This is a genomic window from Longimicrobiaceae bacterium, from assembly GCA_036375715.1.
In the GTDB taxonomy this organism is placed as follows: domain Bacteria; phylum Gemmatimonadota; class Gemmatimonadetes; order Longimicrobiales; family Longimicrobiaceae; genus DASVBS01.
Genome location: DASVBS010000031.1, coordinates 90,418 through 114,240, shown reverse-complemented (window position 1 = coordinate 114,240; position 23,823 = coordinate 90,418). Strand labels below are relative to the sequence as shown.

The 23,823-nt window shown below is 68.5% G+C and carries 24 protein-coding genes; 20 read left to right on the top strand and 4 right to left on the bottom strand.

Annotated elements, in window-relative coordinates; genetic code table 11:
- Positions 1-8: 8 nt before the first annotated feature.
- The 4 genes from odhB (at position 9) to VF167_05900 (ending at position 5,473) form a co-directional block, all read left to right on the top strand.
- Positions 9-1,346 (top strand): 2-oxoglutarate dehydrogenase complex dihydrolipoyllysine-residue succinyltransferase, encoded by a 1,338-nt coding sequence (gene odhB, locus VF167_05915; GenBank protein ID HEX6924943.1) that lies wholly within the window; start codon positions 9-11, stop codon positions 1,344-1,346.
- Positions 1,347-1,501: 155 nt separating this feature from the next.
- Positions 1,502-1,867, top strand: a complete 366-nt coding sequence (locus tag VF167_05910) for a response regulator (GenBank protein HEX6924942.1) — start codon at positions 1,502-1,504, stop codon at positions 1,865-1,867.
- A gap of 96 nt (positions 1,868-1,963) precedes the next feature.
- A complete protein-coding gene (locus tag VF167_05905) occupies positions 1,964-3,940 on the top strand; it encodes a response regulator (protein HEX6924941.1) in 1,977 nt (658 codons plus the stop codon).
- A 114-nt stretch (positions 3,941-4,054) separates the two neighbouring features.
- Complete coding sequence (locus tag VF167_05900) at positions 4,055-5,473, top strand: class II fumarate hydratase (protein HEX6924940.1); 1,419 nt, start codon at positions 4,055-4,057, stop codon at positions 5,471-5,473.
- A gap of 216 nt (positions 5,474-5,689) precedes the next feature.
- Here VF167_05900 and VF167_05895 read toward each other — a convergent pair whose 3' ends face one another.
- Both VF167_05895 and VF167_05890 read right to left on the bottom strand, forming a co-directional pair.
- On the bottom strand, positions 5,690-6,187 hold the full coding sequence (locus VF167_05895; protein HEX6924939.1) for an HAD family acid phosphatase: 498 nt from the start codon (positions 6,185-6,187) through the stop codon (positions 5,690-5,692).
- A gap of 2 nt (positions 6,188-6,189) precedes the next feature.
- Complete coding sequence (locus VF167_05890; GenBank protein ID HEX6924938.1) at positions 6,190-6,936, bottom strand: SDR family oxidoreductase; 747 nt, start codon at positions 6,934-6,936, stop codon at positions 6,190-6,192.
- Positions 6,937-7,108: 172 nt separating this feature from the next.
- On the opposite strand from VF167_05890, the gene VF167_05885 reads away from it, so the two are divergent.
- The 9 genes from VF167_05885 to VF167_05845 all read left to right on the top strand — a co-directional run bounded on the left by VF167_05885 (position 7,109) and on the right by VF167_05845 (position 15,017).
- Positions 7,109-7,288: a hypothetical protein gene (locus tag VF167_05885; GenBank protein ID HEX6924937.1), complete on the top strand. Its 180-nt coding sequence runs from the start codon at positions 7,109-7,111 to the stop codon at positions 7,286-7,288.
- Between the two features lie 291 nt (positions 7,289-7,579).
- Positions 7,580-8,197: an SIS domain-containing protein gene (locus tag VF167_05880; GenBank protein ID HEX6924936.1), complete on the top strand. Its 618-nt coding sequence runs from the start codon at positions 7,580-7,582 to the stop codon at positions 8,195-8,197.
- A complete protein-coding gene (locus VF167_05875) occupies positions 8,197-8,673 on the top strand; it encodes a hypothetical protein (protein ID HEX6924935.1) in 477 nt (158 codons plus the stop codon). The genes VF167_05880 and VF167_05875 overlap by 1 nt, the downstream gene beginning before the upstream one ends.
- A gap of 89 nt (positions 8,674-8,762) precedes the next feature.
- Positions 8,763-9,512: an MBL fold metallo-hydrolase gene (locus VF167_05870; GenBank protein ID HEX6924934.1), complete on the top strand. Its 750-nt coding sequence runs from the start codon at positions 8,763-8,765 to the stop codon at positions 9,510-9,512.
- Positions 9,496-10,170: a M15 family metallopeptidase gene (locus tag VF167_05865; GenBank protein ID HEX6924933.1), complete on the top strand. Its 675-nt coding sequence runs from the start codon at positions 9,496-9,498 to the stop codon at positions 10,168-10,170. The genes VF167_05870 and VF167_05865 overlap by 17 nt, the downstream gene beginning before the upstream one ends.
- Before the next feature lie 43 nt (positions 10,171-10,213).
- On the top strand, positions 10,214-12,013 hold the full coding sequence (locus VF167_05860; protein ID HEX6924932.1) for a hypothetical protein: 1,800 nt from the start codon (positions 10,214-10,216) through the stop codon (positions 12,011-12,013).
- Positions 12,010-12,600 carry a DsbA family protein gene (locus tag VF167_05855; GenBank protein HEX6924931.1) on the top strand — a complete coding sequence of 197 codons (591 nt, stop codon included), beginning with the start codon at positions 12,010-12,012 and terminating at the stop codon, positions 12,598-12,600. The genes VF167_05860 and VF167_05855 overlap by 4 nt, the downstream gene beginning before the upstream one ends.
- 72 nt (positions 12,601-12,672) lie before the next feature.
- Positions 12,673-12,945, top strand: a complete 273-nt coding sequence (locus VF167_05850) for a hypothetical protein (protein HEX6924930.1) — start codon at positions 12,673-12,675, stop codon at positions 12,943-12,945.
- A 389-nt stretch (positions 12,946-13,334) separates the two neighbouring features.
- On the top strand, positions 13,335-15,017 hold the full coding sequence (locus VF167_05845; GenBank protein ID HEX6924929.1) for a DEAD/DEAH box helicase: 1,683 nt from the start codon (positions 13,335-13,337) through the stop codon (positions 15,015-15,017).
- Between the two features lie 4 nt (positions 15,018-15,021).
- On the opposite strand, the gene VF167_05840 is transcribed toward VF167_05845, so the two are convergent.
- Together VF167_05840 and VF167_05835 are read right to left on the bottom strand one after the other, a co-directional pair.
- Positions 15,022-15,483: a Smr/MutS family protein gene (locus tag VF167_05840; GenBank protein ID HEX6924928.1), complete on the bottom strand. Its 462-nt coding sequence runs from the start codon at positions 15,481-15,483 to the stop codon at positions 15,022-15,024.
- Between the two features lie 76 nt (positions 15,484-15,559).
- Positions 15,560-15,844, bottom strand: coding sequence for an HU family DNA-binding protein (locus tag VF167_05835; GenBank protein ID HEX6924927.1), 285 nt, complete (start codon positions 15,842-15,844; stop codon positions 15,560-15,562).
- Between the two features lie 119 nt (positions 15,845-15,963).
- On the opposite strand from VF167_05835, the gene VF167_05830 reads away from it, so the two are divergent.
- From VF167_05830 to VF167_05800, 7 genes are all read left to right on the top strand, one after another.
- A complete protein-coding gene (locus VF167_05830) occupies positions 15,964-17,337 on the top strand; it encodes a GAF domain-containing sensor histidine kinase (GenBank protein HEX6924926.1) in 1,374 nt (457 codons plus the stop codon).
- Entirely contained in the window at positions 17,334-18,518 is a 1,185-nt protein-coding gene (locus VF167_05825; GenBank protein HEX6924925.1) for a pyridoxal phosphate-dependent aminotransferase, read from the top strand. Before VF167_05830 ends, VF167_05825 begins: the two co-directional genes overlap by 4 nt.
- Entirely contained in the window at positions 18,515-19,282 is a 768-nt protein-coding gene (locus VF167_05820) for an HAD-IB family phosphatase (protein HEX6924924.1), read from the top strand. Before VF167_05825 ends, VF167_05820 begins: the two co-directional genes overlap by 4 nt.
- 148 nt (positions 19,283-19,430) lie before the next feature.
- Positions 19,431-20,531 (top strand): alanine--glyoxylate aminotransferase family protein, encoded by a 1,101-nt coding sequence (locus VF167_05815; protein ID HEX6924923.1) that lies wholly within the window; start codon positions 19,431-19,433, stop codon positions 20,529-20,531.
- Positions 20,528-22,132: a phosphoglycerate dehydrogenase gene (gene serA, locus VF167_05810; GenBank protein ID HEX6924922.1), complete on the top strand. Its 1,605-nt coding sequence runs from the start codon at positions 20,528-20,530 to the stop codon at positions 22,130-22,132. Before VF167_05815 ends, serA begins: the two co-directional genes overlap by 4 nt.
- Positions 22,133-22,252: 120 nt before the next feature.
- Positions 22,253-22,747 carry a hypothetical protein gene (locus VF167_05805; GenBank protein HEX6924921.1) on the top strand — a complete coding sequence of 165 codons (495 nt, stop codon included), beginning with the start codon at positions 22,253-22,255 and terminating at the stop codon, positions 22,745-22,747.
- Between the two features lie 46 nt (positions 22,748-22,793).
- Positions 22,794-23,816 (top strand): HD domain-containing phosphohydrolase, encoded by a 1,023-nt coding sequence (locus tag VF167_05800; GenBank protein ID HEX6924920.1) that lies wholly within the window; start codon positions 22,794-22,796, stop codon positions 23,814-23,816.
- The last annotated feature ends 7 nt before the right edge of the window (positions 23,817-23,823 follow it).

The following is a 23,823-nucleotide window of genomic DNA, read 5'->3' as shown; positions in this document are numbered from 1 at the left end:
AAGCGAAAATGTCCGTTGAGATCCGCGTTCCACCGCTGGGCGAATCCGTAGTCGAGGCGACCGTCGGCACCTGGTTGAAGCAGGCGGGAGAGCCGGTCGAAAAAGACGAGGTCCTGGTGGAGCTGGAAACGGACAAGATCACGGTCGAGGTGGCGGCGCCGCGCTCGGGTGTGCTCAGCCGTATCGAGAAGCAGGAGGGGGAGACGGTCGGGCTGAACGAGGTGCTAGGCACGATCGAGGAGGGTGCCTCGGCCGGCGCCGCGGCAGGCGAAGGAGACGCCGTGGAAGCAAAGCCCGACGCCGCCGTGAATGCGGCTCGGGGCGCCGCTGTGAGGGCGGAGGCCGGCGGCGGCGCTGCCGCCCCCGGAACGGAGGAGAGGGCCGCCACCGCCACCCCGCCGCAGTCCTCACCGGCGGCGCGCGCCATCGCAGCGGAGCACGGCATCGACATCGCCTCGATCAGCGGGACGGGGCCCAACGGCCGCGTCACCAAGGAGGACGTGCTCCAGGCGCTGGAGCGCAGACAGGCCGAGGCCACGCCCGCGGCGCCGACTGAACCGCGACCGTCCGCTCCGCCTCCGCCCGCCGAGCCGGCTCCGGCACGGCCCAGCGCGCCCCCACCGACCCCCACACTCTCCACGGACGGAAAGCGGGAGACCCGCGAGCGCATGTCACGGCGGCGTCAGACCATCGCGCGGCGCCTGGTGGAAGCGCAGCAGACCACGGCGAGCCTGACGACCTTCAACGAGATCGACATGTCGCGGGTGTTCTCGCTGCGCAAGCGCCGGCAGGAGAACTTCGTCAAGCAGCACGGGGTCAAGCTGGGCTTCATGTCGTTCTTCGCGAAGGCGGTGGTCGGGGCGCTGCGTCGCTTCCCGCGACTCAATGCGGAGATCCAGGGCGACGAGATCGTCCTCAAGCACTACTACGACATCGGCATCGCGGTCGGCACGGACGAAGGGCTCGTCGTACCCGTGGTCCGCGACGTGGATCGCCTGAGCTTCGCGGAGATCGAGAGGCAGATCGCCGACCTGGCCAAGCGGGCGCGCGAGGGGAAGCTGACGCTGCCGGAGTTGCAGGGAGGTACCTTCACGATCACCAACGGCGGGATCTACGGGTCGATGCTCTCGACCCCCATTCTCAACCCGCCCCAGGTCGGCATCCTCGGCATGCACAACATCGTCGAGCGTCCGGTAGTGGTCGACGGGCAGATCGAGATCCGGCCGATGATGTTCGTGGCGCTGACCTACGACCACCGGATCGTGGATGGCAGCGAAGCGGTGCGGTTCCTGGTCACGGTCAAGGAGATGATCGAGGACCCGGAGACCATGCTGCTGGAAGGATAGCGGGAATCCGAGCTTCCCTCCGCCGCGGCCACGCAGGAAGCCGCCCGGGTATCCCTCGGGCGGCGGTTCCACCTCTCGAGCTGCTGCGTCACGCCTCCTCGCTGCCGATCCCCAGCGTCCCGACCATGCAGAACCAGCCACCAGCTCGAGAACGGATGCCGAGGATCCTGCTCGTCGAGGACAACGAGCTGAACCGGGACATGCTGTCGCGGCGACTGCAGCGACAGGGCTTCGAGGTCGCGGTCGCCCACGATGGGCAACTGGGCCTCCAGCTCGCACGGGATTGGCGTCCGGATGTCATCCTGATGGACATGAGCCTCCCCGTGCTGAGCGGATGGGAGGCGACGCGCGCGCTGAAATCCGACGAGGCGACGCGCAACATCCCGGTGGTGGCCCTCACGGCGCACGCGATGTCGGGAGACGAGGAGCTCGCGCGCCAGGCAGGGTGCGACGACTTCGATACCAAGCCGATCGATCTCCCCCGCCTGGTCACCAAGATCCGCTCCCTCCTCCCCTCCTGAACGTCCGATTTCCCGGGTCCTCACCAGGGCACCCCGCGCGACCATGGCGCAACCGGCCGGGCCGGCAACCCGCACCCCCACACGACTGACGGCGAGATGAGCTTCATCGCTTCGGTCCGAGATTTCGCGCGTGAGCTCCGCCGGCGACGGGTGACTCGCGTCGCCGTCGCGTACGGCGTGGTGGCCTGGCTGATGGTGGAGGTCTCGGCCGCGGCCGAGGAGGCGCTGGCCCTGCCCACGTGGACCGACTCCTTCGTCGTCCTCATCGCGCTCGTGGGCTTTCCGCTGGCAATGATCCTGGCGTGGGCCTACGACCTCAGCCCCGAGGGCGTCAAGCGAACCGGCTCCGATGCGGAGAATCCTCCGGCACTGCGTGCGAACACCCCGCCGGCGGCGGCGATCGCGCGTCAGCTCCCCCGGCGTGCGCCGCCGCGCAGGGAGGCCGCGCGTCCGGCCGCCGCTCCGAGCAGCCCTCCACCTGCCGACCTCCAACCCACGCCCGAGGACCTCCGCCGCGCACTGCTCGCCACCCTGCGACACGAGCTCCGCACGCCCCTCAACGCGGTGATCGGCTACAGCGAGCTCCTGCTGGAGGACCTGCCGCCGGAGCGGGAGGCACCAGTCCGGGCAATCCTCACCGCCGGTCAGCGCAGCCTGCTCCTGGTGAACGAGATCCTCCGCCCCGACGCGGGCGAAACGGAGCTGACCGACGATGTGCTCGCCGCGATGCGCCGGCGCATACGCGAGGAGATGGACGAGTCCACCGCGCGCCTCGGCGAGCTCTGCGCCGAAGCCCGGACGGCCTTGCAGGATGCCGACGCGGACACCCTCGCCGACGTCGACCGGATCGCGGAGGCGGCGGGGCGGTTGCGGACGCTGGTGTTATCCGAGCTGAACGGCCCCGCCGTCGGAATCGATCAGTCCGCGGCGGGGCTCACCCGTGAGCTGGCGGCGCGGGTCATTGCCGGGCTGCCGCGCGGCGGAGCCGTGGAGGAGAACGCGCCGCCGTTGCATGGCCACATCCTGGTCGTCGACGACAACCCGACGAACCGGGACCTCCTCTCCCGGCAGCTCGCACGGCAGGGCTTCAGCGTGGCGCTGGCGGAGGACGGGAACACGGCCCTCGAGCTGCTTCGACGGCAGGACTTTGACCTCGTCCTCCTGGACGTCCTGATGCCCGGCCTGGACGGGATCGGTGTGCTGACGCAGATGCAGCGGGATCGCGCGACGACGGAGGTCCCGGTGATCATGACCTCAGCGATGGACGAGATCGAAGGGGTGGTGCGGTGCATCGAGCAGGGGGCGGTCGACTACCTCATCAAGCCGTTCGATCCCGTACTGCTCCAGGCCCGACTCTCCGCCACCCTCGATCTGTACCGCCTGCGGGCGCAGCAGCGGCGGGCGCGGCAGGAGCTGGAAGAGGAGAGCGCGTGGGCGGAGCGGCTCGCCCGCAGTCTGGTTCCCGACCGCTTCACACCCCGCCTGCGCGCCGGCCGCGGCGCCCTGGTGGAGAGTCAGGACAGCCTTGCCGTCGTGATCGTCGTCCTGCAGGGGCTCTCCACCTACGCCACCCGACAGGGTGACACGGCCCTGGCGGAGTGGCTGCTCGGCACGATGGAGGCCTTCGAGGCGTGCGCCCAGGACCTGCCGGTGGAGCTGCGGTGGGAGGGCGGGGCCGCACTGGTCGCGACCAGCGCTCCGGCGGACCCCGCGGACGAACCGGACGCAGTGGCGATCGGGGAACTGGCGTTGAGGCTGCGCGAGGAGGGGGTGGCTCGGGCCGCGGATGTCGAGGCGATCCGCGTCGGCATCGGCATACACGTGGGGCCCGCGGTGGCGAGCCTGATCGAAACCGACCGGTTTGCGTTCGGCCTCTGGGGAGAGGCTCCGGAAGTCGCGCGGGAGCTCGCCGCGCAGGGTGAGACCGGCACTGTGCACGTCTCACCCGCGGCGTACGCCGCTCTGCATGGAGCCTTCGAGTTCGAGACCCGCGGCATCATCGAAACCTCCTCCGGGACTCAGATGCCCGTATACGCGCTGCTGGAGCGGCGGGAAGCAGACCGGGTGTCCTGATTGCGCCTCGGTAGCCGGTGGGACATCTTCCGGGCGACGAAGGGGCGAGCCAATGGAGAGGCCTCGCCCGGTCTTGAAGCGCAAGGATTCACTTCCCGATTCCCATAGCATCCCATGGTGAGCAAGGCGGGTTTTCGCGTCGAGCGCGATTCGCTCGGTGAAATGCAGGTGCCGGCAGATGCCCTCTACGCGGCGCAGACCCAGCGCGCGGTCGAGAACTTCCCCATCAGCGGCATCCGCTTCCCGCGCCGCTTCATTGCGGCGTTGGGTACGATCAAGAAGGCGGCAGCCGAGGCCAACCTGGAGCTCGGGCTGCTCGATCGTCGCATCGGAGAGGCGGTGGTCGCGGCCGCCGGCGAGGTGATCGAAGGACGTTGGGACCACCAGTTCGTGCTGGACATCTTCCAGACCGGAAGCGGCACCTCGACCAACATGAACGCCAACGAGGTGATCGCCAATCGGGCGGCCCAGATCCTCGGCGAGGAGGTGGGCTCCCGGGTGGTCCATCCCAACGACCACGTGAACCTGGGTCAGAGCTCGAACGACGTGATCCCCACCGCCATGCATGTGGCGGCGCGAGTCGCCATCCACGAGGACCTGCTTCCCGCGCTGGACAACCTGCGCGAGGCGCTGGCGGCCAAGGCACTCGAGTTCGACGACGTGATCAAGAGCGGGCGCACTCATCTCATGGACGCGACCCCGGTTCGGCTGGGGCAGGAGTTCGGGGGCTATGCGGCGCAGCTCGAGCACGGTATCCGGCGCGTGCGGACGGCTGCGGAGGACCTTGCGGAGCTCGCGCTCGGCGGCACCGCCGTGGGGACCGGCACCAACCGCCTGCCCGAGTTCCCGCAGCGGACCATCGAGCGCATCTCCCGTCTGACCGGGCTCGAATTCCGCGAGGCCGCTAACCACTTCGAGGCGCAGGGAGCGAAGGATGCCTGCGTCTTCGTCTCGGGCACACTGAACACCGTCGCCGCCTCGCTGTTCAAGATCGCCAACGACATCCGCTGGCTCGGCAGCGGGCCGACCTCCGGGCTGTACGAGATCCAACTTCCAGCGGTGCAGCCGGGCTCATCGATCATGCCGGGGAAGGTGAACCCGGTGATGAGCGAAGCGCTGATGATGGTCTGTGCGCAGGTGATGGGGAATCACGTGACGGTCACGGTCGCCGGGCAGAATGGGAACTTCGAGCTCAACGTGATGATGCCAGTGATGGCTCACGCGCTGCTGCAATCGATCTCCATTCTGGCCGGAGCGGTCGAGGCCTTCCGTACTCGCTGCGTGGAGGGAATCCGGGCCAACCGCGAGCGCTGCCAGGAGCTCCTGGAGCGCAACCCGTCGATCGCGACCGCGCTGAACGCCTACATCGGCTACGACGCCGCGGCCGAGGTCGCCAAGGAAGCCGCTCGCAACTTCGAATCGGTGCGCACCGTCGTGCAGCGCCGCGGCCTTCTCCCGGATGACCAGCTCGACGAGGTCCTCAACGTGCGGGAGATGACCGAGCCGGGGATTCCGGGCGGCGGGGCGGGGTGAGGGGTGACAAGGTGGCAAGGTGAACGGGGTGGTGGGGGGGTGAACCGCAGATAAAGACAAGGAGACAAGGAGACAAGGAGTGCGGGTGTACGGGTGAACGACGAGGCCGGCATCTAGGTCGATCCCGGCCTCTTGATTTGACCTGCCTCGGAGGGCGGAAACCCCTCGCCCGCTCCTTGTCTTCTTGTCCCCTTGTCACCCCGTCACCCCGTCACCTCATTCAACCGACCACCCCGCCCCTCCCGCGCCGTACACAAACACCGGCACTCCCCCGCGCCGCAGGTGCTCGGCCACATCCAGACGGTCCTCGAAGGCGCAAATCAGATCGTAGCGCTGTTTCAGCTCCTGCACCATCTCCACCTTGAACTCGCCCGCGTGGCGCAGTTCGCCGTGCGGGCGCATGAGCAGCAGGTCGAACTCGTCCAGCCCGTTGGCCTTCAGCCAGCGCTGGGTCCGCAGGCGCGTGTACTCCGGTCGACCGGTCAGGTAGACGATGCGGATCCCCGTCGCGCGCAGCGCGTGCAGCAGGGCGATCGACGCGGCGATCGGCGGGTCCTCTTCGATCGCGTCGAAGTAGGATTCCCAGTCCCGCTGCTTCCCCGCCTCCACCTCGACGAAATGCGCGCGAGCGCGGTCGTCGCAGAGCGTCCCGTCGAGGTCCCAGATCACCGCTTTCGGCTTCGTTCCCTGTGAAGCCGTCGTTCGCCCCGCCATCGCTACTTCTTGGGAGGACGTGTGGGTCGCACCTCCACGCGTGAGGGAAGCGTGCGTTCCGGCATCGCCAGCAGGTCCATCACGATCGCGGCGACGTCCTCGGGCTGGATCTTCCACGCATCCGCCTCCGGATTCGGCGTGTGCTGGTTGAAGTGGGTGGCCACGCTACCCGGCATCACGCAGCTCACGCGGATGCCGTGGTGCCGCACGTCAAGCATCATTGCCTCGGAGAAGCCGAGCATCCCGAACTTGGACGCGTTGTAGGCGCTCCCTCCCGGCATGGCGTGCTTGCCCGCCAGCGAGCCGATATTGATGATCCACCCGCCTCCGCGCCGCTTCATGTGCGGGATCGAGGTGTAGCTCGCGTAGTAGGGCCCCATGAGGTTGGTCTCGATGACCTGGTGCCAGGCCTCCGGCGACAGCTCGTCGATGGGGGCGTAGATGCCAACGCCGGCGTTGTTGATCAGGATGTCCACCCCATCGAACTCCTCCACCGCCCGTTGCACCAGCCGCCGAACGTCCTCGAGCTTGCGCATATCGCACGTCACGCCAATCACCCGGCCATCGCCCCTGCCCTCCAGTTCGCTACACGCCCGGGTCAGCTCCTCCGCGTTGCGTGCACAGAGCACCACGTTCGCCCCGGCCTCCGCGAGCGCCGCCGCCAGCGCGTAGCCGATCCCCTTGCTCGCACCTGTCACGATCGCCGTTTTTCCCCGCAGATCTCCGCGCATCGTCATCGTGAAATCCATTATGTGTGTGGGTGATGAAGAGCTTCGTCGGGCTGCAGCCGCCGTGCCACCTTCCGGCGCTGCGAACCCCCGGAGTGTAACTTGCTATCAATGGCGCGAAAGCGTAAAATCCGCGCATGAATTCCAGCGTCCCTCACGATTGCACGTCGCCTGACCGATTCGGAGAACGACCATGAAGATGATGCTGATTGCTGCCGTGCTCATCACTTTCCCGGCAATCATGGTTGCGATCTTCTTCTTCGGGCGGACGGCGATGCTCCCGGCGCTCGCCAGCCTCAGCATCAACCTCCTGCCCTTCCTGGTCGCCGGGTGGATTCTCAAGCGGCAGAACGGCATCGACGCCGAGCACTGAGGTCACTCAGGGCATCTCAGCTCGCCAGAGCGTTAAAACCGACAGCGCGACGGCGCCCTCGAAGCCGGCAGCGCTGGCCGAGGTCCGGCTCCTGCCGATCACCACACCGTCGACAGTTCTTCCTTCCTCCGCCGCACACCCACCTGTAGTCTGGAGTGCGGCGGTAAGTGCGCGCCCCGGATCGCTCCCCGCGACGCCCGGCATGGCCGCCTGCGTCGGCACTTCTCATTCCTTCCCCGCCCGTGTACCTTAACCGTCCGCCAGCACATTCCGCTCCCAGGTTCGTTCCGGATGACCGACCCGATCGCCATCGTCCAGGCAGGTCTCGAGGAATCTGCCCGCGTCAAACGGGCCATGCAGGAGCTGGCCCCGGCGATCGCGCGCGTGGCCGACCGCATGGCCGACGTATTCCGGGCCGGCGGACACCTGTACGCGTGCGGCAACGGCGGTTCGGCCTGTGATGCTGTGCACCTGGTGGAAGAGCTGGTCGCGCGCTACAAGCGCGACCGCCCCGGGCTGCCGGCTCACCACCTTCTCGACGCCGCCACTCTGACCTGCTGGTCCAACGACTACGATTTCGAAGGGGCCTTCGCACGCCAGGTGCAGACCCTGGTCGGCCCGAAAGACCTGCTCCTGGCAATCAGCACCAGCGGCAATTCCCCCAACATCGTACGCGCCGTAGAGGTGGCGAACGAGCGCGGTGCTTTCACTATCGGTCTGACGGGCCGGGACGGTGGCCGACTGGCAGCGCTCTGCAGTGACACACTCGTGGTGCCCTCCGATGCCACTGAGCGAATCCAGGAGGGGCACATCACGATCATTCATCTTCTCTGTGAGCTCGTCGAACGAATCCTGTTCGGCGACCTCGAGAAGATGCGTAACGGACCGGCCGATTCACCCTCCGCCTGATGAAGCCTAACCGCACTTCTACATTCGGTATTCTGGGTATTCTCGTCGCCGGCGGTCTGGCGGCCTGTAGACCGGACGACTCGGGCCCAACCGAGGAGCAGCTCCGCGCGCGCCGTCTCGCCGCCAGCGAGGCGTGCGCGGCGGAGCGCCTGTTGCAGCAGGCCGAGGACGAGCTGGCGACGCTGGAGTCGCTGGGAGTGACTGCGGGACCGGTCGCCTTCCAGCGGGCATTCGTACAGCACGCACGACTGCGCCTCGCCGCCCTGGCTCAGCTCGACTCTGCACTCAATCACGCCCGGTCTCCGACCGATTCCGCCCGCTACCACGACGCGTTCAAGCGGATCCAGATCCGGGCTCCCGACCCGGAGTCGGTGGAGGCCAACGTGTTCCGTAGCTACGAGTCGAAGGCCGCCGCGATCCTGGCGGATGCGGACCATCCCTGCAACTGGCAGCCGGAGCTGGAAGCGAGCAGGTAGAGGCCACATTCAGAGCCGCGGAGACGCAGACATTGGCGTCCAACTTGCTGCCGCGGCCTCACGCCACCCCACCGTCCACTTCGACGCTCATGGCCCGACTGCACCTGCTCGGCACCGGCGCCTCCCTCTCCAGCCCCGACCGCACCACCACCATGCTGGCGCTGGAGAACGACGGCTCGGTGATCCTGGTCGATTGTGGTGCGGATCCGATCCACCGGATGCTCACCGTCGGGCTCGACCCGGGTCGGATCGATCTCGTGGTTCTCACCCACGGGCACCCGGACCACATCACCGGGTTCCCCCTTCTGGTTCAGAAGGTCTGGTTGGCGAAGCGGGGTCGTGATCTACCCGTTCTCGGTCCTCGGCGCGCGCTGGAGCAGGCGCGACAGCTCTTCGAGGTCTTCGATACCGAGGGATGGCAGGGCCTGCCCCGCATCGAGTGGCGGGTGGCGGAGGAGAAGGATGAGGCAGAGTCGTGGCGCAACGACCTCTGGTCGATATCCACCTCGCCCACCCAGCACGGGAGCACGCCCTCGGTTGCGCTGCGGGTGACCGACCTGCGGAGCGGGCGGGCGGTCGCCTATTCGTCGGACACCGAGCGCTCGGAAGCGGTCGCGCGCCTCGCTCGCGGGGCAGCGATCCTGGTACACGAGGCCACGGGAGGCTTCCCCGGACACAGTACCGCGGAGGACGCGGCGTGGGTAGCAAGGGAGGCGGGGGTGGAGCGGCTAGTCCTGGTCCACCTGCCTCCCGATGCCGACACCATGGACCTGGACGCCGCGCGGAGGCACTATCCAGCGATACAGCTCGGCCACGACGGCGATGTACTGGCTTTCTGAGGGCCGGCGGCGGCCTCCCGTCGCCGCCACCCTGGTGCTCACGCTGCTGGCGGCCTGCGCCCCCGGACGGACGATCTCGAACGGCTGTCCACGGACGCTTCCGCACCTGATAAACCTGGAGACCCTGAATCCCGCACCGATCACGGAGGTCAGGTACGCTACCGCCGAAAACTTCACCGGAGCTCCGCTCCCCGGCTACGAGGAGCCGGTCGCGCTGCTTCGACCCGACGCAGCGCGCGCCCTGGAGCGAGTGGCGGCGCGCCTGAGGGCCCAGGGCCTGGGGCTGAAGGTCTGGGACGCCTATCGACCGGCGCGAGCCTCCCGGGCGATGGTGCAGTGGGCGCGACGCACGTCGAATGATTGGGTAGTCGAGGAGGGCTACGTCGCCCCTGAAAGCGGTCACAACCGCGGGAACACGGTCGACCTGACGCTGGTGAGCCTGGAGAGCGGAGCCGAGCTCGATATGGGCACGGGTTATGACGAGTTTACCCCGGAAGCCCACACTGCCGCGTCGTCAGGGGAAGTGCTCGCCAACCGGATGACGCTGGTGCGCGAAATGGAAGCCGAGGGGTGGGAGAACTATCCCCTCGAGTGGTGGCATTTCTCCTTCCCGTCCACCGCGCAGCCGCTGGACGTTCCGCTCGCCTGCTGGTCCTGAGCCGTTGTCGGTAACACGCTCGCCCGATTGCGGTGAGGTCCCCATGAACCGTCTGCTCCCGACGCTGGCGTTCCTGCCCGTCGCGCCATTGTCCGCCACACTGGCTCCTGCCGCCATGGCGCAGGCGGTGGTCGCATCGGAGATGCGGGAGGTATCGATCCCCGCTTCCCCCACCAGCCGGGAAGACTCGATCCGTCTCCACCGCTCCGCGCGCTCCCGCCAAGCCGCGTTCGAGCGGCTGCGGCGACATAACCTGCCATGGGCTTGGGGTGGGGGCCGGGGCGAGTGCGACGAGCGGATCGGACGCTTCTGCCTGACCTACTCGGAGGAGGACGCCCCCGAATGGGTGCCGCCGGAGGAGCCGACGGGGGTAGCGAACGCACGCTGGCGCCTACTGGACCAGCTCACCGACGCCGCGACGGCAATCCCGGGGGATGGCTGGGTGGTCGCTCAGCTGGTACGATACCTGGCGGAGGTCGGTCGCTTCGACGCGGCGCGCACCGCCGCCGACCTCTGCCGGGGAGAGCGGTGGTGGTGCGAGGCGGTGCGAGGTTTCGCTGCGCACCAGGCCGGTGACTCGGGAGCGGCGGATGCCGCCTTCGCGCGCATGCTCCGCGCGATGCCGGAGGAGAAACGGGAAGAGTGGACCGACCTCAGCCAGATCCTGGATAGACGCCCCCTCCGCGTGTACCGGCGTCTGAACGACGAGGAGAAGCAGGAGTTCGAGACCCGTTTCTGGATTCTCGCCGATCCGCTCCTGCAGACTCCCGGGAACGAGCTCCGCTCGGAGCACTTTTCCCGCAATCTGTTGGTAGAGCTGCAGGATGATTCCGAGACCACCGAGAACCTCTCCTGGAGCAAGGACCTGCGCGAGATCCTGCTGCGCTTCGGCGCGCCGAGCGGCTGGGAGCGCATCCGCCGCCCCTTCCAGCTGCATTCCGCGGAGCTTTCCCTGCTGACTCACTACCCCGACGCGGATATCGACCTGGTGCCTCCCCCGGAGCTCCTGGTGGGTGAGTTCGACCCCCTGGCCGGAGTCTGGAACGACGAGGACCGGCGGGCGCGGGCGAGCTATCCCCTGCCACAGGGCCGGGAGCGGCTCCGCTGGATCGATCCGCTGGAGTACCAGGTTGCCGTGTTCCGCGACCGAGATTCGGCCCGGGTCGTGGTGGCATATAGCCTTCCCGAGGACTCTTTTCCCGGCGGAGCCACGGTGGACGCAGTACTCTCCGCACGCCTGAGCGTGCCCGGCGAGCCGCTGGTGACCCGCGATCCCAGCGCGGGCCGGGAGGCCGTCCTGACGCTTTCCACTCCGCAACGGCCGGCGCTCGTCAGCATCGAGACGCTGTCGCGGGAGAGGCGCCGCGCCGCCCGGGCCCGTTTCGGCCTGGGAATCCCGCCGCTGCTGCCGGGCCTGCTCTCCGCCTCGGACCTTCTCATCCTGAGCGCGGAGGCCGACTCGGTGCCCGAGTCCCGGGAGGAAGCGATCCGGCGGGCACGCGGATCATTGCGGGTGCGCGCGGGCGAGCGGATCGGGATCTACTGGGAGATCTACAGCCCGGCGGTGGAGTGGCCGGAGCGGCTGGAGATCTCGTTGCGGCTGCTGGATGCCGACGCGGGTTGGCTGAGACGTCTCGCGGAGCGGGCGGGAGTGGTGGATCGGATCGAACCGATCCGCATCGTCTGGGGGGAGAGCGGCTATGTCGGCGAGACGCTACCGCGCTCGCTGGTGCTGCGTATCCCGGAGGAGGTGAAGCCAGGGCAGTACGACCTCGAGGTCTCGGTGCTGGCGCCCGGGCGGGAGCCGGTGGTGGTCCGGCGCACGCTGGAGGTGGTCGGTTGAGGTCGGATTCGTTGCCCATCACCTTCTTCGTGGACTTTACCTGCCCCTTCAGCTACGTGACCGAGGCGGCGCTGCACGCCCTCGCGCCGGCGCATCGGCTGGATCTGCGGCCGCGGGCGTACGAGCTGTATCCCGCCCCGGAGCCGCTCCCACGACCCGCGCACAGGACCGACGAGCTGGCCGCGGTAAAGGAGATCGCCGCCGAGCTCGGGCTGCCTCTCAACCCCCCTCCCTTCCGTCCACGTACCCGGAAAGCACAGGAGGCTTCGCGCTTCGCCGAATCGCGCGGCATCCGCGACCAGATGCGTCGCTCCATCTACCGCGCCTACTGGGCCGAGGGCGCGGACATCGGGCGGATCGATGTGTTGATGGGGCTCGCGGGCGACCTCGGAATCGACCCGACCGACGTTAAGATCTCACTCGACATCGACGAGCACGCTGCGACGGTCGAGGCGGACATGGCTCTGGCGCGGCGGCTGCGTGTGACCGCGACCCCAACCCTCTTCGTCGGCGACGGCCGGGACGCCCGCATCCTCCAGGGAGCACGGGGGATGGCGGCACTGGACGCGGCGCTGCGCGAGGGCTAACGTTTCGCCGCCCGCGCCGCAGCCCGGGGGGCACCGGGAGCGGGATGCGCACCCGATACCGAATCCGAGATCATGTCCGACTATCAGCGCTATACCGCCCTTTCCGCCGGGGAGATTCTCGCCCTGGCCGACCAGATCCTCGCCGAGCGAGCCGGCCTGCGCCGGAGCCGGGAATCCCGCCACACCGTCACCTACGCCGGTCGCGAGGGGGTCGTCACCCTCGAAACCCACCGCCACGGCCCCATGACCGACGTCATCGCCCGCACCGACCAGCTGCGCACCTCCAAGATCGACATGGCCGTGCGCCACCTGCTGAATCAGCTCCCCTACCAGCCGGGAGACTGATGCCGCCGCTGCGCGGCGAATTGGTAATTACGAATTACGAATTACGAATTACGGAAGACCGCAGAGGCCAGCGGAGGGTTAGCGCGGAGGGCACAGAGGAACACCCTCCCCCCTTTTCTCCGACAGTCAGGTTTTGAAAGTAAAAAAAGGAGAAAGTACGCGGAGAAATTGTGGATTTCTTCTGTGCCCTCAGTGCGCCCGTCGTAATCCTGTGGTCCATGCGGTTCCTACGCCCGTCGCGTAGAATTTCGTAAGCCGTAATTCGTACTTCGTACTTCCTCCGCCGATTCATAATTCGAAATTTCCCGCGGCGGGGCAGACAATTTGCGCCCGGTGGTTATATTTCGCGCTTGCTTCAACCCTGGACTCTCGCAGCATCCAGAGGCGTCATGCCCTCGTTCGAAGATATCGGCCTGCGCTCCGAGCTCCTTCGCACCCTGGAGGACGAGGAGATCGAGCGTCCGACCGCGCTTCAGGCGGCGGTCATCCCCACCCTCCGGCGCGGAGGAAATCTCGTCGCCCGTGCGAGCAGCGGCTCGGGCAAGACGTTGGCCTACGGCCTCGGCGTACTCGACCGTCTGCGGGCGGATGCGGGCGATGCCGCCCAAAGCGAATCCCTGCTGCGCATGCTCATTCTGACCCCGACGCGGGAGTTCGCCGAGCGCGTGGCGCTGTCGCTGGCACCCTACGCCCAGTCCGTCGGGCTGGGGATCTCGGTGTCGGGAGGGGCGTGGGGCACGTCTGTGGAGGCGGCGGAGGTGCTTGCGGGCACCGCAAGCGACGTCATGGATGCGGTGAGCGCGTCACGTCTCAAACTCGAGCGCGTGGAGGCGGTGGTCATCGACGCCGCCTCGGCCATCGCGACGCTGGGAGAGTGGGAGACGGTCGACTCGCTGCTCGACCTCGTCCCGCGTGACGCTCAGCGGATCGTTGTCTCCAGCGTCCTGACCGAAGAGGTGGAGGACCTCATCGCCCGGCGAGTGAAGCGCGCGATCCGGTACCCGGCGGAGCCCGCTGTTGCCGAAGAAGGGGCGGGAGCTCCGCTGCAGGGGCAGATCGGCTACGTGGTGCTTCCCGCCTCCCGGAAGCTGGAGGTGCTCGCCCGTCAGCTCGCCAGCTCGGAAGAGCGCGGCGCTCCCCCGATCCTCTTCCTGGGTAGCGACGAGCGCGCGGCGCTACTCGCTGAGCAGCTCTCCGTTCGCGGCTTCGTGGTCGGTGCCATCGACGACCCGGATACCGACGTGGCGCTCGCCTCGACCACCACCACGCGGGCGGAGCTGCTCGAGGAGGCCGACGGCGACCTGGGGCAGACGATCAGCTTCGAGGTGCCGCACGACGCGGAGACGCTGCTCGCCCGCCACCGGGGTGATGACGACGCGGTGGTTCTGGTGGAGCCACACGAGCTGACGCACTTGCAGGAGATCGCGCGCCAGGCGCGCCTGCGCGTCAGACCATTGCCCCTGCCCCCGGAGAGCGGTGTCGCTGGTGAGCTGGCGGCCTTCCGCGATCAGCTACGGCGCGCCCTGCGGGAAGAGGACCTCACCGCTCAGCTCCTGGTCCTGGAGCCGTTGCTGGAGCAGTACACGGCGCACGAGGTGGCGGCCGCGGCCACGGCCTTGTTGCGACGCAAGGGGCCGGTCGCCGAGTCCCCGGCAGCGACGCCTTCGATAGCCGCCGTGCCGGCAGCGACCGCCCCGCCCCCCCCTGCAGCCAGCACGGAGCGACCGGCCGGAGCGGTGAAGCCGCCGGCGCTGTGGGCGAGGCTGTATGTCGGCGTGGGAAGCCGCGACGATGTACGTCCCGGCGACCTGGTGGGCGCACTGGCCGGTGAGGCCAACATTCGCGGCTCGCAGATCGGCAAGATCGAGATCCGCGACACCTTCTCCATCGTCGAGGTGGAGGCGGACGTCGCCGACCGCGTCATCCAGGCGGTCAACGGAATCACCTTGAAAGGCCGCAGCGTGCGGGTGGACTACGACCGGGGCGCGGACCGTTCCCGGCGCGGCACGGGACAGGGCGCGCGACCCGCATTCCAGAGACGCGCGACGCGCCGCCCGCCGCGAGGGGAGTAGCGGATCACGAGCGACGTTTGCGCTCTTCCCGGAGCCGACGGATCTCGGCGGCGAGAAGTTCGGGCGTCGGCGCGACGCCCAGCTCCGCGAGCGCCTCCTCTGCCTGCCTGCGCAGCTCGGGGCTCGCCTGCGGCACCGGGGGCGGCGCTCGCGGTGGAACGGTAGTGGAGGCGCGCAGCTCGACCCGGAAGGCGCCGCCGCCTGCCTCCTCTTCGAACCGCATCACCATCCCTCCCGTCCGCTCCCGCAACAGGGCGCCGATCTCCTCGCGCAGAACGGGACCCGCCAGCGAGTGCTTCCCGCGGCCGGTGACGACGAGGACCACTCGCTCGCCCTCGGATCGCTGCTCCTCGAGCCAGCGGATGGTGATTCGCCGCGCGCTCTCCGCCGTCTCACCGTGCAGGTCGAGCGTGGGCAGGAGCGATCCTCGCATGGCTGCGGCGCGCCTACCCCTTCTTCTCGACATGCGCCGGCTCCCGGATAGAGAAAGAGCCACGACGTTGCCGTCGTGGCTCCAGGATTTCGAACTGGGGGCGATCGGCTCAGCTGATCGCGTCCTTCAGCCCCTTACCGGCACGGAAAGCCGCGCTGGTGGAGGCGCCGATCTTGATCTCCTTCCCCGTGCGGGGGTTCCGCCCCGTCCGAGCCTCGCGCTTGCGGGTTTCAAAGCTCCCGAAACCGGTGATCTGCACCTTGTCGCCGGCCTTGAGCGCCTCAGCGATAATCCCGCCGTTGGCACTAAAGATGGCGTCCACAGCCTTCTGTGCCTCGGCCTTGCTAAGATCCGTCCGCTCGGCCAGCTTCTGAGTGAGTTCCGATTTGTTCACCGCGGGCTCCTGTGTGAAGGTGGGGGAACTACAGGAAACACAACGGCAGACGCCGTCTGCCACAAACAGTAGAACGGGCGTGCGAGTCCGTCAAGAGAGAATTCGGCCAGAAACCCAAGGTGTCTCCTAGGTCTTGCCTCCCTATCGACACGCCCGGACGGGAGCTCCAAGCCGCCCGCGACATTGCCCACGCCTTCCTGACCGCACGTCGGCCCGGAGAGGTCTATCGCCTTGCGCTGGGCCGAGTTGCACCACTCGTCGGCGCGGCATTCGGGTGCGTATTTCTGCGCGATCGTGACCCCGAACTGCTTCGCGTCGTCGCCGCCTATAACTGGCCGCAAGCGTACGCTGGCCATCTGAGCGCGCTGCGCGTGCGAGTGGGCAACGGTCCCACCGGGCGCGCGGTGCAGCAGAACGAGCTGGTGGAGGCACCGGAGGTCTTCGCGGATCCGGCGCTCGAGGATTGGTGGGAGGCGGCACGCGAGCTGGGCTTCATCTCTTCGGTCTCGGTGCCGCTCTCGCCGCAGGCCAAGCCGATGGGGGCGCTCACCTTCTACTTTACCGAGCCGCTCGACTTCGACGAGGCGGACCGGAGCTTCCTGCGGCTGGTCGCCGATCAGCTCGCCGCGACGGCCGAGAAGGCGCACCTCATCGACGACCTGGAGCGGGCCAACGAGCAGCTTCGCGAGCAGAACTTCGCCCTCGAGGCGCGCTGGCGCGAAGCCACCGAGGCACGCCGACTGAAGAACGAGTTCCTGGCGAACATCTCGCACGAGCTGCGCACCCCATTGACGGCGATCCTGGGGTATGCGTATCTCCTGCGCGAGGGACTCTCGGGTGAGCTGCACCAGGAAGCGCTGGACGCGGTCGCCAAGATCGAGGCGGCCGGGCAGAACCTGATGTCGCTCATCGACGACCTGCTCGACCTGAGCCACCTGAAAGGCGGCGCTACCGCGGTCGAGCTCGAGCTCTGCGAGGCGAACGCCCTGGCACGCGCGGCGCTGGCCGCCGTGCGGCCGCCCGCCTCCGGGGTGCAGCTTTCGATCGAGAGCACCGCCGCGCACATTCCGGTTCGCACCGATCCGGGGATCGTCCTGCGCATCCTGCAGAACCTGCTCTCCAACGCGGTCAAGTTCACGCCGCGCGGATCGATCCGCCTGCGCGTGGAGGTCGAGGAGCCGGACGGGATAACACGCCACCCGCCGGGCTTCGTGTTGTGGAGGGTGGAGGATACCGGCATCGGGATCGCGTCTGAGGATCAGGCGACGATCTTCGACGAGTTCCGACAGGTGGACGGCTCCGCCACCCGTCGCTTTGGTGGCACCGGGCTCGGCCTCGCCCTCTCCCAAGGCCTCGCCCATCGCCTCGGGGGAGAGATCCGCCTTCGTTCCGTGCCGGGCGAGGGTTCCGTGTTCACGTTGGCCGTGCCTGCCATGCCTGCCATGGAGGGGGCGCGGAGCTTTGAAACAACCGCTCCAGGTGGAGACTCATGACGCAGTTCTCGTCCAATATCGCCGCGTTGCAGCCGTCCGCGACCATCGCGGTCTCCTCGCGTGTGAAGCAGCTCATCGCGGAGGGCCGGGACGTGCTGAACCTCTGCGCCGGTGAACCCGACTTCAACACCCCCTCGATCATCGCCGAAGCGGGGGTGAAGGCGATCCGCGAAGGGCAGACGCGATACACGCCCGCGCCCGGGATCCCCGTGCTACGGGCCGCCATCGCCCGAGACATCGAACGGTTCGCGGCCTCGGGCGCCAGGTTCGACCCCCGCGGCGTGGTGGTCAGCGCCGGCGTCAAGCAAGCGCTGTTCAACGTGCTCTTCTCGCTCTTCGGGCCAGGGGACTCCGTCCTGATCCCGAAGCCGTACTGGACCTCCTATCCGGAGCTGGTGCAGCTCGCCCGCGCCGAGCCGGTCATCGTGGACGGCGACCCGGAGAACGACTACAAGGTCGACCCGGCTCGCCTGGAAGCGGCCGCCGGCCCCTCGACCCGGGCAATCCTGCTCAATTCTCCCTGTAATCCCACGGGCGCGACCTACACGCTCGAGGAGCTTCGTGCGATCGCGGAGTGGGCGCGGGAGCGCGACGTGTGGATCATCTCCGACGAGATCTACCGCCGAATCTACTTCAAGGGCGCGATCGCACCGGGCATCTTCGACCTTCCCGCCGAGCTCACCGAGAAGGCTATCCTGCTCGACGGCACCTCGAAGGCTTTCGCCATGACCGGATGGCGCATCGGGTTCTCCTACACTTCCCCCGAGGTGGCGGAGAAGTTGAGCGCCCTGCAGAGCCAGACCACCTCCAACGCTTCGACCCCGGCGCAGTACGCCGCCCTGGCCGCGTACGAGGCCGGCGCCGAGGTCGACCAGGCGGTGGAACAGATGCGGGCCGCCTTCCAGTCGCGCCGTGACCTCGTCCTCGACCTGTTTGCCACCCGACTGCCCGGCGTCTCGGTGCTCGAGCCGGACGGCGCCTTCTACTTCTGGGTCAGCGGCGAGCGCTTCGCCCGACCGGGTGAGGGATCGGTGCAGTTCTGCGAGCGGTTGCTGAACGAGTACGGCGTCGGGGTGGTCCCGGGAATCGCCTTCGGCGACGATCGCTACTTCCGGATGTCCTTCGCCTACTCCGAGGACACGCTGCGCGACGCGGTGAACCGCCTCGAGAAGGCGCTGTGACGACCACGGCGGAGGAGGCGAGGCCACGGCGCGGCTTCGCCTCCGTCGTCTTCGACTGCGATTCGACTCTGGTCTCCGTCGAGGGGATCGACGAGCTGGCGGGCGATCGGATCGATGAGGTCCGCCGGATGACCGATCTGGCGATGGAAGGGGCGATGGCGCTCGAGGAGGTGTACGGCAGGCGCCTCGCTCTCATCGACCCGACCCGGGAAGAGCTCGAGCGGATCTCCGGCATCTACCGGAAATCGCTGGTCGAGGACGCCCGGGAGACCGTCGCCGCGCTGCGCTGGCTGGGCAAGGAGGTGCGGATCGTCTCGGGCGGGCTGCGCCCCCCGGTGGAAGCCCTGGCCGCGGAGCTGGGGCTCGCCCGGGAGCACGTCGCGGCCGTGGGGATCGATTTCGACGGCGAGGGCCGTTATCTCGACTATGAGCGCGACTCGCCGCTGGCGCGCAGCGGTGGGAAGCCGGACGTGATCGCGGCCTGGCGCCTCCCGCGTCCAATCCTCATGGTGGGCGACGGCTCCACCGACCTCGAAACCCGCCCCGTGGTGGACTGCTTCGCCGCCTTCATGGGGGTCGCGCACCGCCCCCTGGTGGCGGCGGGAGCCGACGTCGTCCTCACCGCCCCATCCCTCGCGCCAGTCCTTTCGCTGGCGTCCTCTCCCATCGATCGCGGTCGGCTGCGCGGCACACCCTGGGAGACCCTGCTCGCCCGCGGCGACGCGCTGCTGGCGGCCGCTAGCGAAGCGAGCCGCGGGGACTAAATTGTCCGGCGAAGCGCGACCACGCGCTTCGCAATTTTGGATTATGAATTTTGAATTTTGAATTCGGGAATGCGCTTGATTCGAAATTCAAAGTAAAAAATTCAAAATTATTTCGAAATCACAGCGTCCTTTGCTTAGCTGACTTATCATGTCTGTTTTCGGGCGTTTCTTCCTGCCCGGCCCCACCGAGGTACGACCGGAAATCCTGGCCGCGATGAATCGACCGGTGATCGGACATCGCGGCCAGGATCTTTCCGATCTGCTGCGGGAGGCCGATCCGCGCCTGCGGCGCCTCTTCGCAACCGAGCGTCCCGTCTACGTCTCCTCCTCCTCAGCCACGGGTCTGATGGAAGCGGGGGTGCGCAACGGCGTGCGCCGGCGCGCGCTCTCGCTGGTCAACGGCGCGTTCAGCACCCGCTTCCGCGACCTCGTCACCGACTGCGGCAAGGAAGTGGAGAGCTACGAAGTGCCCTGGGGGGAGGCGCACGATCCCCAGGAGGTGGAGCGCAGGCTTCGCCGCGGCGGCTTCGACGCGGTCACCGTGGTCCACTCCGAGACGTCGACGGGCGTGCTGAACCCGCTGAAGGAGATCGCGGAGGCGGTTCGCGCCGCCGAGCGCACCACCGGCGAGGAGATCCTGCTGCTCGTGGACGGGGTCACCAGCGTGGGCGGCGGCCTGGTAGAGGCGGACGCCTGGAAGCTCGACTGGCTGCTGACCGGATCGCAGAAAGCGATGGCCCTTCCTCCGGGTCTCGCCTTCGGCTGCGCCAGCGAGCGCATGCTCGCGCGCGCCGCCACGCTCCCGGGCCGGGGTCAATACTTCGACTTGCTCGAGTTCGACCGGTACTGGAGCAAGCACCAGACGCCGAACACACCGGCGGTGAACCTCCTCTACGCCCTGGTCGAGCAGCTCCGCTACATCGACAACGAGGGAGTCGAAGCCCGCGCTCAACGGCACTGGTCGATGGCCCGCCTGGCCTGGAACTGGGCGGCGGATGCCGGCGCTCGTTGGGGAATGTCGGTGCTCGCGCCGGAGGGGGCGCGCTCCCCCACCGTGACGGCCTACGTGCTCCCGGAGGAGCTGGTGGGCGCACCGATCGTGTCCCGGCTGAAGCAGCGCGGGTACACCATCGGCGCGGGTTACGGCAAGCTGAAGGAAACGACGATACGAATTGGACATATGGGTGATCACACGGTAGCGGAGCTCGAGCGTCTCCTCGCCGAGCTCGAGGAGGTGCTCGCGCAATGACGGAGCAACGGTTCAAGGTGATGGTGACCGACGAGGTGGATCCCGAGGGGATCGCCATCCTGCGCTCGGAACCATCGATCGAGGTAGTGGAGAGGCCCACCCTGCCCCCCGAGCAGCTGCTGGAGGAGATTCCGGAATACGACGCCCTGATCGGGCGCAGCGCCACTCGCATCACCCGGGAGCTGCTCGACCGCGGCACCCGCCTCAAGGTGATCGGGCGCGCCGGGGTCGGGGTGGACAACGTCGATCTCGAGCGCGCCACGGAGCTCGGCGTGGCGGTCATCAATGCTCCGGGCGGCAACGTCGTCGCGGTGGCGGAGCTCTTCTTCGGCATGCTCGTCTCCCTCTTTCGCCACGTGCACATTGCCGATCGGCTGATGCGCCAGGGCGAGTGGCCACGCTCGCGGCTCGGGGGGGTGGAGCTGCGTGGGCGCACCCTCGGAGTAGTCGGCCTGGGTCGCATCGGTGGGGAGGTGAGCCGCCGCGCACGGGCCTTCGGCATGCGGGTGATCGCTTACGACCCCTACGTGGCTCGTAGTCGCTTCGAGGAGGTGGGAGTGGAGCGCGCGGAGACGCTCCACGACGTGCTCGACGCCGCCGATGTGCTCACCGTGCACACACCCCTGACCGCCGAGACCCGGGGGATGATCGGCGCGAGCGAGCTTGCCCGGCTCAAGCGCGACGCCGTGGTGCTCAACCTCGCGCGAGGCGGCATCATCGAAGAGGAGGCGCTGGTGGAGGCCCTGCGGGATGGGCGCATCGCCGGAGCGGGGCTGGACGTGTACGCGCGCGAGCCGCTGGCGCCGGATCATCCGCTTCGTTCTCTCCCGAACGTGCTGCTGACGCCGCACCTGGGCGCCTCCACCGCCGAGGCGCAGCGGAGCGTCGCCCTGGAGGCGTGCGCGGCGGTACGCGACGCCCTGATCACCGGCGACCTCAGCGGCGCGCTGAACGCGGCGGGAGTGGGGGGCGCCGGGGTGTCGGAGCTTCGTCCCCTGATCGAGCTGGCCGACCGGCTGGCGCGGCTCGGACGGGCGCTGCTGCCGGGCGGGATCAGCGCCATCGAGCTCCGGTATTCCGGACCGCGGGAAGAGGCACCGCGCCCGCTGCTGCTCGGCGCCCTGCAGGGTGCCCTGCGGGACGTGGTGGAGCGTCGGGCGATCAACCTCGTCAACGCCCAGTACGTGGCGGCGGAGCGGAACATCGAGACCGCCTGGACACACGCCGGAACGACCTCCGAGCTCGGCGAGGAGATCGAGCTGCGCATGGAGAGCGGAAACCGTGGCATCCGGGTGGCCGGCGCGCTCTTCGGTGAATCGCACGGGCGCATCACCCGGATTGGCGCCTTCCGCGTCGACGTGGCGCCCCGGGGAACCCTGGTCGTGCTGCGCAACCGCGACGTCCCGGGCGTGATTGGCCGGGTCGGTACCCTGCTCGGCGAACAGGGGGTGAACATCGCCGAGTACCACCAGGCGCGGCTGCAGATGGGCGGGGAGGCACTCGCCGCCATCTCCGTCGACTCGGCCCTCAACGGCGACGTGGTGCAGCGGCTCGCCGCGCTGCCCGAAGTGCTCGAGGTGCACCAGGTCGAAATGAGCTAGTTCGGCGAGGGGTGCCGAGGCCCCGGAGGCATGGGGCACCACGGTGGAAGGGTGGAACGAGACCTGCACTTTGCAGCGCCGCGATTTCGCCCTTCCACCGTCACACTCACCGTTTTAAGCATGTCCCTGCGCCGCTGGGTGCGCGAGCAGATGTCAGGCGCTGAACCCGAGGGGAACGATCTTCCTCCTCGTGGCTCCTTGGTAAACAGCGCTGTGCGTCGCGAGGAAGTCCGGCTCCGCTCGCTCGGCGAGTACGACAGCACGACCTACCCGGTCGACCTCGCCGAGCTGCTGCGCACTCGCGGTGAGGTCCTTCAGGAGTTCATGCGACTGGACGTGGCCACGCCCGAGTCGCGCATCGCGGCGATCCCCCGGCTCAAGGAGCTCCTCCGCCGCTATCCCCACCCGCTGCTCTACGAGTCCCTGATCCACGCCTATCTCGACGCCGGGCGCTACGACGAGGCGCGCGGAGTTGCCTTCGCCGCGCGCGAGCGCAGACACGAGTGCGAAGCGTCGCCCTATCCGGAGATCCAGGCCGAGATAGACGGGCTGCGGGAGTGGAAGCCGGAGGAGGTGGATCGCCTGCGCGAGGAGAAGGAGAAGCACCGCTCGTAGTCACCGCGAACTCGCCGTCACCGCAGCGAGCGCCGGAGATGCCGACATGGAGCTCACACCTGCCCAGCACCGCTCCTTCCAGGCCGGTAATTGCGATGCGACTTACGGCACAGCCGCGGCCGGGTTGGATTTCCGCGCGCTGGTCGAAGCCTCCGCGGACCTGGTAACGGTCATCGATGCCACCGGCCGGATCGTCTACGACAATCCGGCAGTGGAAGAGGTACTCGGCTACCAACAAGGGGAGCTGGTCGGCCGCAACGCCTTCGAGCTGATCCACCGGCGCGACTATCCGGGCGCGGTATCACTACTGGCGGAGCTCGCCGCCGGCCAGCGGACCGAGGGCTCCCTCGACTTCCGCTTTCGCCGCGCGGACGGCGGGTGGTGCGCGCTGGAGTCGCGCGGCCGGCTGGTCGAGCGCGGCGATCACGCGACGGAGATCGTGGTCACCAGTCGGGAGCTCGCCCGTAGCCCGGCAGGCGGCGAGGAGAACCCCGAGCTGGAGGAGGCGAGGGTGGAGGTGGTGGAGCGGCTGGCCCGCGCGGCAGAGTTCCGGGACGAGCCCACCGGCCGGCACCTGCGTCGCGTGGGGGAGATGAGCGCACGGGTCGCCGAGCGCCTGGGGCTCCCGCCGGGGGAGGTGGAGACCGTGCGTCGCGCGGCCCCGCTTCACGACGTGGGGAAGATCGGCATCCCCGACGCCATCCTGCTCAAGCCCGGCCCGCTCCTGCCGACGGAAGAGGAGATCATGCGCACGCACCCGATCCTGGGTGCACGGATCCTGGCCGGTGGTCACTCTCCCCTGGTCCGCGCCGCCGAAGCGATCGCGCTCTCGCACCACGAGCGCTGGGACGGCCGCGGCTACCCCTGGCGTCTGGCCGGCGAGGAGATCCCCCTTCTGGCTCGCATCGTCGCCCTGGTCGACTTCCACGACGCCCTGAGCCACGATCGCCCTTACCGCGCGGCCTGGCCCGCCCACCGCGTGCTCGCCCTGATCCGGGAGGAGGCGGGTCAGCGATTCGATCGACAGGTGGTGGCAGCCTTCCTGTCACTCGCCGGCGATCCGGAGTAGTGGCGAG

Coding starts and splice junctions, on each gene's coding strand:
- odhB (HEX6924943.1), top strand. CDS start 9: ATGTCCGTTGAGATCCGCGTTCCACCGCTGGGCGAATCCGTAGTCGAG.
- VF167_05910 (HEX6924942.1), top strand. CDS start 1,502: ATGCCGAGGATCCTGCTCGTCGAGGACAACGAGCTGAACCGGGACATG.
- VF167_05905 (HEX6924941.1), top strand. CDS start 1,964: ATGAGCTTCATCGCTTCGGTCCGAGATTTCGCGCGTGAGCTCCGCCGG.
- VF167_05900 (HEX6924940.1), top strand. CDS start 4,055: ATGGTGAGCAAGGCGGGTTTTCGCGTCGAGCGCGATTCGCTCGGTGAA.
- VF167_05895 (HEX6924939.1), bottom strand. CDS start 6,187: ATGGCGGGGCGAACGACGGCTTCACAGGGAACGAAGCCGAAAGCGGTG.
- VF167_05890 (HEX6924938.1), bottom strand. CDS start 6,936: ATGGATTTCACGATGACGATGCGCGGAGATCTGCGGGGAAAAACGGCG.
- VF167_05885 (HEX6924937.1), top strand. CDS start 7,109: ATGAAGATGATGCTGATTGCTGCCGTGCTCATCACTTTCCCGGCAATC.
- VF167_05880 (HEX6924936.1), top strand. CDS start 7,580: ATGACCGACCCGATCGCCATCGTCCAGGCAGGTCTCGAGGAATCTGCC.
- VF167_05875 (HEX6924935.1), top strand. CDS start 8,197: ATGAAGCCTAACCGCACTTCTACATTCGGTATTCTGGGTATTCTCGTC.
- VF167_05870 (HEX6924934.1), top strand. CDS start 8,763: ATGGCCCGACTGCACCTGCTCGGCACCGGCGCCTCCCTCTCCAGCCCC.
- VF167_05865 (HEX6924933.1), top strand. CDS start 9,496: ATGTACTGGCTTTCTGAGGGCCGGCGGCGGCCTCCCGTCGCCGCCACC.
- VF167_05860 (HEX6924932.1), top strand. CDS start 10,214: ATGAACCGTCTGCTCCCGACGCTGGCGTTCCTGCCCGTCGCGCCATTG.
- VF167_05850 (HEX6924930.1), top strand. CDS start 12,673: ATGTCCGACTATCAGCGCTATACCGCCCTTTCCGCCGGGGAGATTCTC.
- VF167_05845 (HEX6924929.1), top strand. CDS start 13,335: ATGCCCTCGTTCGAAGATATCGGCCTGCGCTCCGAGCTCCTTCGCACC.
- VF167_05840 (HEX6924928.1), bottom strand. CDS start 15,483: ATGTCGAGAAGAAGGGGTAGGCGCGCCGCAGCCATGCGAGGATCGCTC.
- VF167_05825 (HEX6924925.1), top strand. CDS start 17,334: ATGACGCAGTTCTCGTCCAATATCGCCGCGTTGCAGCCGTCCGCGACC.
- VF167_05815 (HEX6924923.1), top strand. CDS start 19,431: ATGTCTGTTTTCGGGCGTTTCTTCCTGCCCGGCCCCACCGAGGTACGA.
- serA (HEX6924922.1), top strand. CDS start 20,528: ATGACGGAGCAACGGTTCAAGGTGATGGTGACCGACGAGGTGGATCCC.
- VF167_05805 (HEX6924921.1), top strand. CDS start 22,253: ATGTCCCTGCGCCGCTGGGTGCGCGAGCAGATGTCAGGCGCTGAACCC.
- VF167_05800 (HEX6924920.1), top strand. CDS start 22,794: ATGGAGCTCACACCTGCCCAGCACCGCTCCTTCCAGGCCGGTAATTGC.